Origin of the sequence: Olleya sp. HaHaR_3_96 (assembly GCF_019278545.1) — a bacterium.
Classification (GTDB): domain Bacteria; phylum Bacteroidota; class Bacteroidia; order Flavobacteriales; family Flavobacteriaceae; genus Olleya.
Genome location: NZ_CP058987.1, coordinates 1703602 through 1721028, shown reverse-complemented (window position 1 = coordinate 1721028; position 17427 = coordinate 1703602). Strand labels below are relative to the sequence as shown.

14 protein-coding genes and 5 tRNA genes are annotated in these 17427 nt (G+C 33.9%); 1 reads left to right on the top strand and 18 read right to left on the bottom strand.

All coding sequences use genetic code 11. From position 1 onward, the window contains the following. The first annotated feature begins 355 nt into the window (after positions 1-355). On the top strand, positions 356-1945 hold the full coding sequence (locus H0I26_RS07435) for a peptide chain release factor 3 (protein WP_218701657.1): 1590 nt from the start codon (positions 356-358) through the stop codon (positions 1943-1945). Between the two features lie 221 nt (positions 1946-2166). Here the strand turns inward: H0I26_RS07435 and H0I26_RS07430 are convergent, their stop codons facing one another. The 18 genes from H0I26_RS07430 to rpsU all read right to left on the bottom strand — a co-directional run bounded on the left by H0I26_RS07430 (position 2167) and on the right by rpsU (position 17388). Beyond that, on the bottom strand, positions 2167-2487 hold the full coding sequence (locus H0I26_RS07430; RefSeq protein WP_218701656.1) for a DUF3467 domain-containing protein: 321 nt from the start codon (positions 2485-2487) through the stop codon (positions 2167-2169). Between the two features lie 93 nt (positions 2488-2580). Next, positions 2581-6882: a DNA-directed RNA polymerase subunit beta' gene (rpoC, locus tag H0I26_RS07425; protein WP_101017471.1), complete on the bottom strand. Its 4302-nt coding sequence runs from the start codon at positions 6880-6882 to the stop codon at positions 2581-2583. A gap of 70 nt (positions 6883-6952) precedes the next feature. After that, positions 6953-10765, bottom strand: a complete 3813-nt coding sequence (gene rpoB, locus H0I26_RS07420) for a DNA-directed RNA polymerase subunit beta (protein WP_101017468.1) — start codon at positions 10763-10765, stop codon at positions 6953-6955. 124 nt (positions 10766-10889) lie between these two features. Further along, positions 10890-11264, bottom strand: coding sequence for a 50S ribosomal protein L7/L12 (rplL, locus tag H0I26_RS07415; RefSeq protein ID WP_101017466.1), 375 nt, complete (start codon positions 11262-11264; stop codon positions 10890-10892). A 58-nt stretch (positions 11265-11322) separates the two neighbouring features. Further along, a complete protein-coding gene (gene rplJ / locus H0I26_RS07410; RefSeq protein ID WP_101017463.1) occupies positions 11323-11844 on the bottom strand; it encodes a 50S ribosomal protein L10 in 522 nt (173 codons plus the stop codon). 20 nt (positions 11845-11864) lie between these two features. Then, entirely contained in the window at positions 11865-12554 is a 690-nt protein-coding gene (gene rplA, locus H0I26_RS07405; protein WP_101017461.1) for a 50S ribosomal protein L1, read from the bottom strand. A gap of 19 nt (positions 12555-12573) precedes the next feature. Then, the gene (gene rplK / locus H0I26_RS07400) at positions 12574-13014 is read right to left on the bottom strand and encodes a 50S ribosomal protein L11 (protein ID WP_101017457.1); all 441 of its coding nucleotides are present in this window, start codon (positions 13012-13014) and stop codon (positions 12574-12576) included. Between the two features lie 70 nt (positions 13015-13084). Beyond that, positions 13085-13639, bottom strand: coding sequence for a transcription termination/antitermination protein NusG (nusG, locus tag H0I26_RS07395; protein ID WP_101017454.1), 555 nt, complete (start codon positions 13637-13639; stop codon positions 13085-13087). Positions 13640-13641: 2 nt separating this feature from the next. Next, positions 13642-13842: a preprotein translocase subunit SecE gene (gene secE / locus H0I26_RS07390; RefSeq protein WP_101017452.1), complete on the bottom strand. Its 201-nt coding sequence runs from the start codon at positions 13840-13842 to the stop codon at positions 13642-13644. 86 nt (positions 13843-13928) lie between these two features. Beyond that, positions 13929-14001: transfer RNA gene (locus H0I26_RS07385), tRNA-Trp, on the bottom strand. A 62-nt stretch (positions 14002-14063) separates the two neighbouring features. Further along, positions 14064-15251: an elongation factor Tu gene (gene tuf / locus H0I26_RS07380; protein ID WP_101017449.1), complete on the bottom strand. Its 1188-nt coding sequence runs from the start codon at positions 15249-15251 to the stop codon at positions 14064-14066. Positions 15252-15318: 67 nt separating this feature from the next. Then, positions 15319-15390: transfer RNA gene (locus H0I26_RS07375), tRNA-Thr, on the bottom strand. Between the two features lie 11 nt (positions 15391-15401). Then, a tRNA-Gly gene (locus H0I26_RS07370) sits at positions 15402-15474 on the bottom strand. A 55-nt stretch (positions 15475-15529) separates the two neighbouring features. Further along, positions 15530-15611 (bottom strand) — tRNA-Tyr (locus H0I26_RS07365). Between the two features lie 76 nt (positions 15612-15687). Then, positions 15688-15761, bottom strand: a tRNA-Thr gene (locus tag H0I26_RS07360). Between the two features lie 88 nt (positions 15762-15849). Next, on the bottom strand, positions 15850-16164 hold the full coding sequence (hpf, locus tag H0I26_RS07355) for a ribosome hibernation-promoting factor, HPF/YfiA family (protein WP_101017447.1): 315 nt from the start codon (positions 16162-16164) through the stop codon (positions 15850-15852). A gap of 25 nt (positions 16165-16189) precedes the next feature. After that, positions 16190-17080, bottom strand: coding sequence for a tyrosine-type recombinase/integrase (locus H0I26_RS07350; RefSeq protein WP_218701655.1), 891 nt, complete (start codon positions 17078-17080; stop codon positions 16190-16192). Between the two features lie 113 nt (positions 17081-17193). Next, positions 17194-17388, bottom strand: coding sequence for a 30S ribosomal protein S21 (gene rpsU / locus H0I26_RS07345; RefSeq protein ID WP_101017442.1), 195 nt, complete (start codon positions 17386-17388; stop codon positions 17194-17196). Between the last annotated feature and the right edge of the window lie 39 nt (positions 17389-17427).

Sequence of the window (17427 nt, the reverse complement as noted above, 5' to 3'; positions counted from 1 at the left end):
AAAATTTTTTATTGTGATTTAAAACACAATCAAACACAAATGTATAGACTAATAGACTTTTGTCATTTAATTAGCTCCTAAAAAGTGTATTTATTCGTTAAACAGTCACTTTATAGGTTATAATAAATAAATATAACAAATTTAAAATCATTCACGTACATATCTTATCAACGATTAAAAACAAAAAACGAATGCCTAAATACACATACGCACCCTTTTCAACTTACAAATAAACGTTTTAAACCAAATAAATACAGACAAAACACACTGATAATTAAACAAACTAACTTACAATAAATGATTTTGTAGGTAGGACATTAAAACCTATACATCTATATTTGTAAAAATTTATTTAATGAAATTCTTAGACGAAATTAAAAGACGAAGAACTTTTGGTATTATATCGCATCCCGATGCAGGTAAAACTACACTTACTGAAAAATTACTACTATTTGGTGGAGCTATTAACGAAGCAGGAGCTGTAAAGAGTAATAAAATAAAGAAAGGGGCTACCAGTGACTTTATGGAGATAGAACGCCAACGTGGTATATCTGTAGCGACTTCTGTATTAGCTTTTGAATATGATGGGATTAAAATAAACATTCTAGATACGCCTGGTCACAAAGATTTTGCTGAAGATACTTTTAGAACACTTACAGCTGTAGACAGTGTTATTGTTGTTATTGACGTCGCAAAAGGTGTGGAGGAACAAACAGAAAAATTAGTTGAAGTTTGTCGTATGCGTAACATACCAATGATTGTGTTTATTAATAAGATGGACCGAGAAGGTAAAGATGCATTTGAATTATTAGATGAAATAGAGCAAAAATTAAAGCTAAAAGTAACACCATTAAGTTTCCCTATAGGTATGGGTTATGACTTTAAAGGAATCTATAACATTTGGGAGAAAAATATCAATTTATTTAGTGGTGACAGTAGAAAAAATATCGAAGATACTATTGAAATCAATGATTTAAATTCTGAAGAATTAACCACATTAATTGGAGAAAAGGCCGCTAATACGCTACGTGAGGAAATAGAATTAGTAGAAGGTATCTATCCTAAATTTAGTAATGAAGCTTATCTTAAAGGTGAGCTACAACCCGTGTTTTTTGGTTCTGCTTTAAACAGTTTTGGAGTTAGAGAACTATTAGATTGCTTTGTTGAAATAGCGCCAAAACCAAGACCTAAACAAAGTGAAGAACGTCTTGTTAAGCCTGAGGAAGATAAATTCTCTGGGTTTGTCTTCAAGATTCATGCTAATATGGATCCAAATCACAGAAATAGACTTGCCTTTGTTAAGATTGTTTCAGGTGAATTTAAACGTAACACCCAATATTTACACGTAAGACATAATAAAAAAGTAAAATTCTCTAGTCCAAATGCCTTTTTTGCAGAGAAAAAAGAAATTGTAGACATCTCCTATCCAGGAGACATTGTGGGCTTACAAGATACCGGAACTTTTAAAATTGGAGATACACTTACAGAAGGTGAAATCCTTAATTATAAAGGTGTTCCTAGCTTTTCGCCAGAACACTTTAGGTACATTAATAATGCAGACCCTTTAAAATCAAAGCAATTAAACAAAGGAATAGACCAATTAATGGATGAAGGTGTTGCCCAATTATTTACCTTAGAATTAAATGGTAGAAAGATTATTGGTACGGTTGGAGCACTACAATACGAAGTTATTCAATACAGATTAGAACATGAATATGGTGCAAAATGTACCTATGAAAACTTAAATGTTTACAAAGCGTGTTGGGTAGATCCTGCCGACAAGAAAAATAATGAATACAAAGAGTTTATAAGAGTCAAACAACGTTATTTAGCTAAAGATAAAAGAGGTCAATTAGTCTTTTTAGCAGATTCTCCGTTTTCATTACAAATGACGGAACAAAAATATCCAAGTATCAAATTTCATTACGTATCAGAGTTTGAATAAGTAGAAAACAATTATAAAGCTATTTTAAAGCACTATTAACCTATCCCTAATATAAGTGATTATTAATTTATTTAAATTGTTTTAAACCCATTTAAAGCACTCGTTCTAAAATAATATATAATTTTAATTTATTAATAAACAATAATCTATAATTTAAAACTATAGTTTTTTTGTTCCAATAAAAAAAGCCTTTTTACTAATTAGTAAAAAGGCTTTTTATTTTAAGCTTGACCTGTAGGTCCAAAATTTAACGGAATTGGCGGTTGCTCGTAATCCTTAATTTCTCCATGTGCTTTTTGAAATCTTTGTACATTTTCACCCAATGCCTTTAATAATCTTTTGGCATGTTGCGGCGTTAATATTATTCTAGATTTAACCTTACTTTTAGGAGTTCCGGGCATAATGCTCACAAAATCCACAACAAACTCAGAAACTGAGTGATTAATTATTGCTAAGTTAGAGTATATCCCTTCCGCGATTTTCTCGTCTAACTCGATATTTACTTGTCCCTGTTTTGGTTTATTGTCCTTATTATCTGCCATACCTTTATTTTTTAAACAAAGAATCCCGCAGTAATGCAGGATTCTTTTAATTATTATACTTTAGAAATTAATCTATACATTCCAGTTAAACAATTAGTTATAATTAACTTCTTGCTTTGCTTTCATCATTTGATCAAATTCTTCTTTAGATCCTACTATAATATTCTCATAAGTTCTCATACCTGTACCTGCTGGTATACGATGTCCTACAATTACATTTTCTTTAAGACCTTCAAGATTATCTATTTTACCAGCTACCGCCGCTTCATTTAATACCTTAGTCGTTTCTTGGAAAGAAGCGGCAGATATAAACGATTTAGTTTGTAAAGACGCTCTTGTAATACCTTGTAAGATTGGCGTTGCTGTTGCCGGCTGCGCGTCTCTTCCTACTACAAGTTGCTTATCTTCACGACGTAAAATTGAATTTTCATCTCTTAATTGGAAAGCAGATATAATCTGACCTTCTTTTAAAGTAGAAGAATCTCCAGCACTCTCCACTACCTTCATTCCAAAAATGTTATCATTTTCTTCAATAAAATCAGATTTGTGAGCTAATTGATCTTCTAAGAAGATTGTATCCCCAGAATCAATAATTCTTACTTTACGCATCATTTGTCTTACAACAACTTCAAAATGCTTATCATTAATCTTCACACCCTGTAAACGGTATACTTCTTGTACTTCGTTTACTAAGTATTGTTGCACTGCAGATGGTCCTTTAATATTAAGGATATCGTTAGGCGTTACAGAACCATCAGATAAAGGCATTCCCGCTTTAATAAAGTCATTTTCTTGTACCAAAATCTGGCTAGATAACTTCACTAAATACTTCTTAATTTCACCTAATTTAGATTCTACAATAATCTCACGATTACCTCTTTTAATTTTACCAAAAGAAACGACACCATCAATTGCACTAACAACTGCTGGGTTAGAAGGGTTACGCGCTTCAAACAATTCTGTTACACGTGGTAAACCTCCTGTAATATCCCCTGCCTTAGAAGATTTACGAGGAATTTTAACTAAGATTTTTCCAACCTTAATTTTCTCTCCATCATCAATCATAATGTGGGCACCTACTGGTAAGTTGTAAGAACGAATCGCTTCACCTTTACTATCCTCAACAATAAGCGTTGGTATTAACTTTTTATTTCTAGACTCTGAAATTACTTTTTCTTGGAAACCTGTTTGCTCATCAATTTCTACTTGGTAAGTAATACCTTGTTCGATATTTTCATATCTCACTTTACCTGCAAATTCAGAAATAATTACACCGTTATATGGATCCCACTGACAAACAACATCTCCTGCCTTAAGTTTATCTCCATTTTTAATTAAAATGGTAGAACCATAAGGGATATTATTTGTACTTAAAGTAATACCTGTTTTCTTATCAATTAATTTAAGCTCAGAAGTACGAGATATTACAATATCTTCCTCTTCACCTTCCTTGTTTGTTCCTTTAACTGTTTTTAAATCTTCGATTTCAGCAATACCATCAAACTTAACAGCTAACTTATTTTCTTCCGAAATGTTACCTGCAATACCTCCAACGTGGAACGTACGAAGTGTTAACTGTGTACCTGGCTCTCCAATAGATTGCGCTGCTACAACACCAACTGCTTCACCACGTTGTACCATTTTATTGGTAGCTAAGTTACGACCGTAACATTGTGCACAGATTCCTTTTTTAGCTTCACAAGATAATGGTGAACGTACTTCAACAGAATCAATTGGTGATTTTTCTATTCTAGCGGCAACTTCTTCGTCAATTAATTGACCAGCTTCAGCTAAAACTTCTTCACTTAAAGGATCATATACATCATTTAATGAAATACGACCTACAATACGTGCTTCTAATTTTTCAACAACTTCATCATTCTTCTTAAGTGCAGATACTTCTACCCCTCTTAACGTACCACAATCTTCGCTATTTACAATAACGTCTTGTGATACATCTACTAAACGACGTGTTAAGTAACCTGCATCGGCCGTTTTAAGTGCTGTATCGGCAAGTCCTTTACGCGCACCGTGAGTTGATATAAAGTATTCTAAAATTGAAAGACCTTCCTTAAAGTTAGATAAAATTGGATTTTCAATAATTGATCCTCCTCCTGCAGTAGATTTTTTAGGCTTAGCCATTAATCCACGCATACCTGTAAGCTGACGAATCTGTTCTTTAGATCCACGGGCTCCAGAATCAAGCATCATATATACCGAGTTAAATCCTTGTTGGTCTTCTCTAATACGTTTCATTGACAATTCTGTCAATTCTGCATTGGTAGACGTCCAAATATCAATAACTTGGTTATAACGTTCGTTATTTGTAATTAGTCCCATGTTATAGTTACCAGTCACACCATCAACTTTTTCGTTGGCAGCATCAATCATAGATTGTTTTTCTGGTGGGATGATAATATCTCCTAAACTGAAAGATAATCCTCCTTTAAATGCGAAGTAGTACCCTAAAGTCTTAATTGCATCCAAGAAATCTGCAGTTTCAGGTACACTAGTTACCTTTAAAATATTACCAATAATATCTCTTAAAGATTTCTTAGTTAATACTTCATTGATATAACCTGCTGCTGCTGGTACTTTCTCGTTAAATAAAACACGACCAACAGTAGTTTCAATAATCTGAGGAACTAATTCTCCAGCCTCATTAAAGTCCATTGTTCTAACTTTAATCCCTGCATTTAATTCAACTCTCTTCTCATTATAAGCAATATTTACTTCTTCTGCAGAATAGAATGTTAAACCTTCACCTCTTACTTTTACCTCTGGTGTAGAAAATCTGTGCTTAGTCATATAATATAGACCAAGTACCATATCCTGAGAAGGTACAGTAACAGGAGCTCCGTTTGCTGGATTTAAGATATTATGAGAAGCTAACATTAAAAGTTGGCATTCTAAAATAGCTTCAGGTCCTAATGGTAAGTGAACCGCCATTTGATCCCCATCAAAATCGGCATTAAATGCCGCACATGCTAATGGGTGTAATTGGATAGCTTTACCTTCAATTAATTTAGGTTGAAATGCTTGTATACCTAGTCTGTGTAATGTAGGAGCACGATTTAAAAGTACTGGATGTCCTTTTAAAACATTCTCTAAAATATCCCAAACTACTGGTTCTCTTTTATCTATAATTTTCTTTGCAGACTTAACTGTTTTTACAATACCTCTTTCAATTAATTTTCTAATTACGAAAGGTTTGTAAAGCTCTGCCGCCATATTTTTAGGTAAACCACACTCAAATAATCTAAGTTCTGGTCCAACAACAATTACAGAACGTGCAGAATAATCAACACGCTTACCAAGTAAGTTTTGACGGAAACGTCCTTGCTTACCTTTAAGTGAATCTGATAATGATTTTAATGGTCTATTAGAATCTGTTTTTACTGCAGATGATTTACGTGTGTTATCAAATAAAGAATCTACTGATTCTTGTAACATACGTTTTTCATTACGTAAAATCACTTCTGGTGCTTTTATCTCAACTAATCTTTTAAGACGGTTGTTACGGATAATTACACGACGATACAGGTCATTTAAATCTGAAGTTGCAAAACGTCCACCATCTAAAGGCACTAAAGGTCTTAATTCTGGTGGTATGATTGGCACAACTTTCATGATCATCCATTCAGGACGATTCTCTCTATGCTCATTAGATTCACGTAATGCTTCAACAACTTGTAAACGTTTTAAAGCTTCAGTTTTACGTTGTTTAGACGTTTCTGTATTTGCTTTATGACGTAACTCGTATGATAGCGTATCTAAATCAATGCGAGACAATAGATCGATTAAACACTCAGCTCCCATCTTAGCAATAAACTTGCTTGGGTCCGTGTCATCTAAATATTGATTATCTTGAGGAAGTGTTTCTAATATATTTAGATACTCTTCTTCAGTTAAAAAGTCTAATTTTTTTAAAGGCTCTCCTTCTTCATTTTTAGCATTACCTGCTTGAATTACTACATAACGTTCGTAGTAAATGATCATATCTAATTTCTTAGATGGTAACCCTAAAATGTATCCAATTTTGTTTGGTAAAGAACGGAAGTACCAGATATGAGCCACAGGAACCACTAAGTTAATGTGTCCTACTCTATCACGACGTACTTTCTTTTCAGTAACTTCAACTCCACAACGGTCGCAAACAATACCCTTATATCTAATACGCTTATACTTACCACAAGCACATTCGTAATCCTTTACAGGACCAAAAATACGCTCACAGAATAAACCATCACGTTCAGGTTTATGTGTACGATAATTGATAGTTTCTGGTTTTAAAACTTCACCTCTAGATTCTGCTAAAATAGATTCTGGTGATGCTAAACCAATAGAGATTTTGTTAAACCTCTGTACTGTATTCTTATCTTGTTTTTTTGCCATAATTCTTATAGTGTTCAGTTTGTAAAGCAGTCTATAAAATAAATTTATAGACTGCTCGACTCACTTAAAATTATTCTTCTAATCTAATGTCTAATCCTAACCCTTTCAATTCGTGCATTAATACGTTGAAAGATTCTGGTAATCCAGGTTCTGGCATTGGCTCTCCTTTAACGATAGCTTCGTAAGTTTTAGCTCTACCAACCACGTCATCAGATTTTACAGTCAAGATTTCTCTTAACGTTGCAGATGCTCCGTAAGCCTCAAGTGCCCAAACTTCCATCTCTCCAAAACGTTGCCCTCCAAACTGCGCTTTACCTCCTAAAGGTTGTTGCGTAATTAATGAGTACGGTCCAATAGAACGTGCGTGCATCTTATCGTCAACCATATGCCCTAATTTAAGCATGTAGATAACTCCAACGGTTGCAGGTTGATCAAAACGATCTCCTGTTCCTCCATCATAAAGATAAGTATGTCCATATCTAGGGATACCTGCTTCGTCTGTTAATGCGTTAATTTGATCAATTGTAGCACCATCAAAAATTGGTGTTGCATACGTACGACCTAAATCTTGACCAGCCCATCCTAAAACAGTTTCATATATCTGTCCAATGTTCATACGCGATGGTACACCTAATGGATTCAATACGATATCAACCGGAGTTCCATCTTCTAAGAATGGCATATCCTCTTGACGTACGATACGTGCAACAATACCTTTGTTACCATGTCGTCCTGCCATTTTATCACCAACTTTTAACTTACGTTTTTTAGCGATATAAACTTTAGCCAACTTAATGATACCTGCTGGTAACTCATCCCCTACAGATATTGTAAACTTCTCACGTCTTAAAGACCCTTGTAAGTCGTTTTCTTTAATCTTGTAATTGTGAATTAAATCAGCAACTAACTTGTTAGTATGATCATCTGTTGTCCAAGTACCTCCTGTTAAGTGAGTATAATCGTCAACAGCATTTAACATTTTTAAAGTGAATTTTTTACCTTTAGGTAAAACTTCCTCTCCTAAATCATTAAATATACCTTGAGATGTTTTACCATTTACAATAGTGAATAGTTTCTCAACTAAAACCGCTTGTAAATCATCAAACTTGGTATAATAAAGATTTTCTAATTTATTAATATCTTCTTTATCCTGAGCTCTCTTACGTTTATCCTTTACAGCTCTAGAAAATAATTTTTTATTAATTACAACTCCATGTAATGATGGTGATGCCTTTAATGAAGCATCTTTTACGTCTCCTGCTTTGTCACCAAAGATAGCACGTAATAATTTTTCTTCTGGAGTTGGATCAGATTCTCCTTTAGGAGTAATCTTACCAATTAATATATCACCAGGTTTAACTTCAGCACCAATACGGATCATACCGTTTTCATCAAGGTCTTTAGTAGCCTCTTCAGAAACGTTAGGAATATCGTTAGTTAGTTCTTCGTTACCTAATTTTGTATCTCTTACATCAAGAGAATATTCGTCAATATGAATAGAAGTAAAGATATCCTCACGAACAACTTTCTCAGAAATTACAATAGCATCCTCAAAGTTATACCCTTTCCAAGGCATAAAGGCTACTTTCATGTTTCTACCTAATGCTAATTCACCCTTTTGAGTTGCATAACCTTCAGATAACACTTGACCTTTGCTAACTTTATCACCTTTCTTAACGATTGGTGTTAAGTTAATCGAAGTCCCTTGGTTAGTTTTTCTAAACTTTACTAATGCATAAGATTTAACATCACTTTCAAAGCTAACTTTAGCGTCGTCTTCTGATCTTTCATACTTAATAACAATCTCATTAGCATCAACATATTGTACAACACCTTCTCCTTCTGCATTAATTAAAACACGAGAATCAGATGCTACTTGTCTTTCTAATCCTGTACCAACAATTGGTGCTTGTGGACGTAATAATGGTACGGCCTGACGCATCATGTTAGATCCCATCAATGCACGGTTGGCATCATCATGTTCTAAGAAAGGAATTAAAGAAGCTGATATAGATGAAATTTGATTTGGTGCAACATCAGTATAATGAATATCTTTTGGATCCATTACTGGGAAGTCACCTTCCATACGTGCAATTACCTTATCATGTAAAATCTTACCATTCTCATCAACTTTAACCGTTGCTTGAGCAATTAATTTATCTTCTTCCTCTTCTGCACTTAAGTAAATAGGTTCACTTTTAATATCTACAACACCATCTGTAACTTTTCTATATGGCGTTTCAATGAATCCCATAGAGTTTACTTTTGCGTAAACCGATAAAGATGAAATTAATCCAATGTTTGGTCCCTCAGGAGTTTCAATTGGACATAATCTTCCGTAGTGAGTATAGTGAACATCACGTACCTCAAAACCTGCTCTCTCTCTAGATAAACCACCTGGTCCTAATGCTGATAAACGACGCTTGTGCGTAATTTCTGCAAGTGGATTGGTTTGATCCATGAATTGAGATAATTGGTTTGTACCAAAGAAAGAATTAATAACAGACGATAACGTCTTTGCATTAATTAAATCAATTGGAGTAAACACTTCATTATCACGAACGTTCATACGTTCACGAATAGTACGTGCCATACGTGCTAAACCAACACCAAATTGAGAAGATAATTGCTCACCAACTGTACGTACACGACGGTTAGATAAGTGATCAATATCATCAATCTCAGCTTTAGAGTTAATTAGCTCAATTAAATACTTGATTATAGTAATGATATCTTCTTTGGTAAGCACTTGCTTATCCATTCCGATATCCAATTGTAGTTTTTTGTTCATTCTATAACGACCTACTTCTCCAAGAGAATAACGTTGATCACTAAAGAATAATTTGTCAATAATACCACGTGCTGTCTCCTCATCTGGCGGCTCAGCATTACGTAGTTGACGGTAAATATGTTCTACAGCTTCTTTTTCAGAATTTGTTGGATCCTTTTGAAGTGTATTATGTATAATTGCGTAATCTCCTTGTTGTGCACTTTCTTTGTGTAAAAGAATAGTTTTTACATCAATGTCAAGGATTTCTTCAATATTATCTTTGTCTAATTCTGTATCACGGTCTAAAACAATTTCGTTACGTTCAATAGATACTACTTCACCAGTATCTTCATCTACGAAATCTTCATGCCAAGTGTTTAATACACGTGCAGCAAGTTTACGACCAATTACCTTTTTAAGTCCAGACTTTGACACTTTAACCTCTTCGGCTAAGTCAAAAATCTCTAAAATATCTTTATCACGCTCAAAACCAATTGCTCTAAATAAAGTTGTTACAGGTAACTTCTTTTTTCTATCAATGTACGCATACATTACTTGGTTAATATCTGTAGCGAACTCTATCCATGATCCTTTAAAAGGAATAACTCTAGCTGAATATAATTTGGTACCATTTGCATGGAAAGATTGCCCAAAAAAGACACCCGGTGATCTATGCAATTGAGATACTACCACACGTTCTGCACCATTGATACAAAAAGTACCAGATGGAGTCATGTAAGGTATAGTTCCTAAATACACATCCTGGACAATGGTCTCGAAATCCTCATGTTCAGGGTCTGTACAATATAACTTTAACCTTGCTTTAAGCGGAACGCTATAGGTTAGTCCTCTTTCAATACACTCATCAATAGCATATCTTGGCGGATCAATAAAGTAATCTAAAAATTCTAAAACGAATTGATTACGTGTGTCTGTAATTGGAAAGTTTTCCATGAAGGTGTTGTATAAACCTTCATCACCTCTTTCTTCAGATTTTGTTTCTAACTGGAAAAAATCCTGAAAGGATTTAATCTGAATATCCATGAAATCTGGGTATTCCGTTCTATTTACAATAGACGAGAAATTTAATCTTTCAGCTTGTGTTACTAACATCAATGGACGAAATTTTGATTAAAAAAAATATTATTTTATATAGCTAATCACTATATACGACAAATGGTTTAGGTCGTAAAGCGCATGCTTCAGACCTAAACCTTTGTAAAATTATTTGGTAAGCTTACTTAAGCTCAACCTCTGCTCCAGCTTCTTCTAGAGAAGTCTTTAAAGCTTCTGCTTCATCTTTAGTAACTCCTTCTTTGATTGCACTTGGTGCATCATCAACTAAACCTTTAGCTTCTTTTAAACCTAAACCAGTTAATTCCTTAACTAATTTTACTACTGCTAATTTAGAACTACCAGCCGCTTTTAAAATAACATCAAATTCAGTTTGAGCTTCTTCAGCTTCACCTCCTGCAGCAGGACCAGCTGCAACAGCTACTGCAGCAGCAGCAGGCTCGATACCATATTCATCTTTTAAAATAGTAGCTAACTCATTTACTTCTTTAACAGTAAGGTTAACTAATTGTTCTGCGAAATCTTTTAAATCTGCCATTTTTCTATCGTTTTAATTTTTTAATAATATATAATTGTAAAAGTGCGTAATGTTTGAATTATCCCTCTTTCTGAGATAATGTCTTTAAGATACCTGAAAGTGTTCCACCGCTAGATTTAAGAGCCGATATAACGTTTTTAGCTGGCGATTGTAATAATCCTACGATATCACCAATTAACTCTTCTCTAGACTTGATGTCTACTAACATATCTAACTGATCGTCTCCTAAATAAACAGCTTCTTCAATAAAAGCACCTTTTAATAAAGGCTTTTCAGATTTTTTTCTGAACGCTTTGATTAATTTAGCTGGAGCGTTTCCAGTTTCAGAATACATCACAGATGTATTTCCTTTTAATATCGATGGTAAGTCTCCGAATTCTCTATCCGAAGCTTCCATTGCTTTCTCAAGTAATGTATTTTTAACTACAGCTAACTTAATGTTTGCTTTAAAACAAGCACGACGTAAGTCCGAAGTAACTCCTGCGTTTAAACCTGAAATATCTGCTATGTAGATATTTGAATTTTCAGCTAATTGTACAGTTAAGTCTTTAATTACTTGTGATTTTTCTTCTCTTGTCATAATCTAAAGTTTTTAACTAATTAACCTATTTTAGTATCTACAGCTATACTAGGACTCATTGTAGAAGACATAAAAATGCTTTTTACATAAATACCTTTAGCAGTAGTTGGTTTAAGTTTCATTATTGTTGTTAATAATTCATTTGCATTGTCCTCAATCTTGTCAGCACTAAAAGATGCTTTACCAATTGAAGCATGAACGATACCAGTTTTATCAACTTTAAAGTCAATTTTACCAGCTTTAACTTCAGTTACAGCTTTTGCTACATCCATTGTTACAGTACCTGTCTTTGGGTTAGGCATTAAACCACGAGGACCTAATACACGTCCTAAAGGACCTAATTTACCCATAACACTAGGCATAGTGATAATTACATCAACGTCTGTCCAACCACTCTTGATTTTATCAAGGTACTCATCTAAACCAACGTAATCTGCACCAGCTTCTTTTGCTTCTGCTTCTTTATCTGGAGTTACTAATGCTAAAACTTTAACGTCTTTACCTGTACCATGAGGAAGAGATACTACACCTCTAACCATTTGATTAGCTTTTCTTGGGTCAACCCCTAAACGAATTGCTAAATCTACAGAAGCGTCAAACTTTGTATTAGTTATTTCTTTTACTAATGCTGAAGCTTCTTTGATAGAATATACTTTATCCTTTTCAATTTTTGCTACAGATTCTTTTTGTTTCTTTGTTAATCTTGCCATTTTTTAAAATCTTTTTAGGTTAATTTGGTGCATCACCACCTTTAACAGTTATACCCATAGATCTTGCAGTACCAGCAATCATCTTCATTGCAGACTCGATAGTAAATGCATTTAAATCTACCATTTTATCCTCTGCAATAGTTTTGACTTGATCCCAAGAAACTTTTGCTACTTTTTTAACGTGTGGTTCTCCTGAACCTTTTTTTAATTTGGCCGCTTCTAATAATTGTACTGCAGCAGGAGGTGTTTTGATTACAAAGTCAAATGATTTGTCTTTGTAAACAGAAATCACAACTGGTAAAACCTTACCAGCTTTATCTTGGGTTCTTGCATTAAATTGCTTACAGAATTCCATGATATTTACTCCAGCAGCACCTAAAGCGGGTCCAACCGGTGGCGACGGATTCGCTGCACCTCCCCTAACTTGTAGCTTAACTACTTTACCTAATTCTTTTGCCATTTTAATTAATTTAGTTTTATACTCATTTTAAGTGGAAGCCTAAAAAAAGTATTCTTTATTGTAACAATTATTATATTTTTTCTACTTGCATATAACTTAATTCTAATGGTGTCTTTCTTCCGAAAATCTTAACCATTACCTCAAGCTTACGCTTTTCTTCATTAATATTTTCAATAGTACCATCAAAACCATTAAATGGTCCATCAATAACTTTAACCGTTTCTCCCTTTGTAAAAGGAATAGCAACGTTAACATCTGCATCTACTGAAAGCTCATCAACCTTACCTAACATTCTGTTTACTTCAGACTGTCTTAATGGTAATGGATCTCCACCTTTTGTTGCACCTAAAAAACCAATAACATTAGTTATTGATCTAATAATATGAGGTACTTCTCCAGTTAAATTTGCTTTAATCATAATGTAACCACTAAAGTAAACTTTTTCTTTATTTACTTTTTTTCCATTACGAATTTGAACTACATTTTCAGTAGGTACTAAAACCTGCTCAACGTAATCCTGTAAACCTAATCGAGAAATCTCATTCTCAATATACGTTTTAATTTTATTTTCTTGACCACTTACAGCTCTAACTACGTACCACTTTTTCTCTCCTACTTCAGCCATAATTATTTACCTGTTATAAGATTAAAGTAAGTACTAATAACTTTACCAAAAACAGTATCAATCCCCCATATTACTAAAGAGAAAATAATTGAAAAGACAGCCACTAGGATTGTTAAACTTTGTGCTTCAGACCAAGGTGTCCAAGTTACGTTGTTTTTTAACTCTCCAAATGATTCTTTTATATAGTTTACTATTCCAGCCATATGTCTTTATTTAAATGTCTTCCTATTGGAGCGGACCACTTTATTCTATTTTGAGGTAAACGAATAATATCGTTTACCTCAATTTGCACGGGCGGAGAGACTCGAACTCCCGACACCTGGTTTTGGAGACCAGTGCTCTACCAACTGAGCTACGCCCGTAAATAAAAACCAAGACACTACGCTAACGAAGTGCCTTAGTTTTTTATTTTAATGACTATAAATTAGTCTAAAATTTCAGTTACCTGACCAGCACCTACTGTTCTACCACCTTCACGTATTGCGAAACGTAGACCAATATTCATTGCGATCTTTTGGATTAACTCAACGTGAATTGTTAAGTTATCACCAGGCATAACCATCTCTACTCCTTCAGGTAACTTAATGTTTCCTGTTACATCAGTTGTACGTACATAGAACTGAGGACGGTAGTTATTATGGAATGGCGTGTGACGTCCACCTTCTTCTTTTTTAAGGATATAAACCTCTGCTTTGAAATTAGCATGTGGTGTTACAGAACCTGGCTTAACAATAACCATACCTCTAGAGATTTGAGACTTCTCAATTCCTCTTAATAAGATACCTGCATTATCTCCAGCTTCACCTCTATCTAATATTTGACGGAACATTTCAATTCCTGTAATTGTAGATGTTAACTTTTCAGCTCCCATACCAATGATTTCAACAGCATCACCTGTATTACCAACACCAGTTTCGATACGACCTGTAGCTACAGTTCCACGACCAGTAATTGAAAACACATCTTCAATAGGCATTAAGAATGGCTTGTCCATATCACGAACTGGCTCTTCGATCCAGTTATCAACAGCTTCCATTAATTCCATTACAGAATCTACCCATTTTTGCTCACCGTTAAGTGCTCCTAAAGCAGAACCAGCAATAACAGGTCCATTATCACCATCATACTCGTAGAATGATAATAATTCTCTGATTTCCATGTCTACTAATTCAAGTAACTCTTCATCATCAACCATATCCACTTTATTCATGAATACAACCATACGAGGAATTCCTACCTGACGACCTAAAAGGATATGCTCACGAGTTTGTGGCATTGGTCCATCAGTTGCAGCTACCACTAAAATAGCTCCATCCATTTGTGCAGCACCAGTTACCATATTCTTAACGTAATCGGCGTGACCTGGACAATCTACGTGTGCATAGTGACGATTAGCTGTTGAATACTCAACGTGTGAAGTGTTAATTGTAATACCTCTTTCTTTTTCTTCTGGAGCGTTATCAATCTGATCGAAAGATTTTGCTTCTGATAAACCTGCATCAGCTAATACTTTAGTAATAGCAGCAGTTAAAGTTGTTTTACCGTGATCTACGTGTCCAATTGTACCAATATTTAAGTGTGGTTTTGAACGATCGAAAGTTGCCTTTGCCATGTTTTAATAATTTAATCTTAGTTATATAATAATATTAGTGTATTCTCAATTTTTAATCTTTATTCAGAGCCAATGACGGGAATTGAACCCGTGACCTCTTCCTTACCAAGGAAACGCTCTACCCCTGAGCTACACCGGCTTAAATATTAGAGCGAGAGACCGGGTTCGAACCGGCGACATTCAGCTTGGAAGGCTGACGCTCTACCAACTGAGCTACTCTCGCAATTATTTAAATTCCTTTAGTGTTTAAAACTTACTTTTTTTATGGTAAAAAAAAGTGGGGAGAGCAGGATTCGAACCTGCGAAGACGTAGTCAGCAGATTTACAGTCTGCCCTCGTTGGCCGCTTGAGTATCTCCCCAATTTTAAACTTTTCACTCTTTTAAAGAACTTATACAAAGTTAAAACAAAAATTAATTTATTCTTACTTTATTTTGAGCCGATGGAGGGACTCGAACCCACGACCTGCTGATTACAAATCAGCTGCTCTAGCCAGCTGAGCTACATCGGCTTTTTTCTGCAGTTTTTACTTCTAAAAAAAGCCCGCTATTTCTAACGGACTGCAAATGTAAATATTTATTTAATTATTCAAAACATTTTTATGAAATATTTTTAAAATTTTCTCTTATTTTTTGTTTTCGCTTTTTTAACTGGCGCTCTAAAGACGCTACAGCTATGTCCGCACCCTCTTCAAACGTCCTACACTGCTTCTTTACAATTAGGCTATCTCCTGGTACATTTATTTTAGCTTCGAATATTTTATTGAGTTTATTACTGCTTTTTTCTACTTTTAAATAGACTTCTGATTGTATTACTTTATCATAATACGTCTCTAGCTTATCCATTCGTTTTTGAATAAACGCTAATAATTGGGGATCGGCATTAAAATTTACAGCCTGTGTGTTTACCTTCATACTTTAATTTTTTGTGGTTAAACATTTATTTTTTGCTTCGTGGGTGCGCTTTCGCGTACACTTTTTTCAACTCTGCAATACTATTATGCGTATACACCTGAGTTGCAGCTAAGCTTGAATGTCCCAATAACTCCTTAACAGCATTTAACTCCGCACCTTGATTTAAAAGATGTGTCGCAAAAGAATGTCTAAGTATATGTGGACTTTTCTTTACTTTACTGGAAGCTTTACTAAAGTAATCATTTATAATTCTGTAAACAAGAGTTTCATAAATTTTAACGCCTTTTTTTGTTAAAAATAAATGCGCTTTATCCTCAATAATTTCAAGTTTATTTTTCTCTAAAACATAACTATTGATACTTTCAATAACCATTGGTAATAATGGGATAATACGCTCTTTATTTCTTTTCCCTAAAATCTTAATTGTTTTATTTTCTAAATCAACATCTTTTAAGGTGATGTTTATCAATTCGATACGTCTAATTCCTGTCGAGTAAAATAATTCTATAATTAATTTATTTCTTATACCTTCAAAATCTTGATTGTGATTTATTTGATCTAAAACGGTCGTTATTTCTTTCTCAGAAAAAGGGATCTGCACTTTTTTACTAACCTTAAGTGCTTTGTGTTTTGCTAGTGGATTTATATCAACTTCATTAATTTTTAATAAAAATTTATAAAAACTATTCAATGCTGATATTTTTCTATTAATGCTCCGATTGGCTATATTTTTTTCGACTAAAAAAACAATCCAGGATCTAATTTGAGAATAATTAACTGCTTTAATCGTATTACTTTGTTCTTCTTCCTCTAAAAAAGACAAAAATGAAGTAATATCTTTTTGATAGGCATTGACCGTTAGCTCTGAATATTTTTTTTCGAGCAGTAAATAATCTAAAAAGGCTTTTAATAACATGAGTGGCGTGACATATTTTAATGACGATAAATATACCGTTTTTGAAACGGAAAAGTATTCAAACAAAAATCCCACTAAAAAAATTAGTGGGATTTTATAATATTAGAAACTAATTAAATCGCTTCTTGATCTCTTAAACGTTGTACATATTGAGCCTTTTGAACTCTCTCTCTACTATCTACAGAAGGTTTTACAAACTGCTTCCGATTATGTAAAGCGCGTCTTGTACCTGTTTTATCAAACTTACGTTTGTAACGTTTTAATGCTCTGTCTATATGTTCTCCGTCCTTTATTGGAATTACTAACATAGTGCCTTAACCTCCTCTCTTTTAAAATTTTGAGGTGCA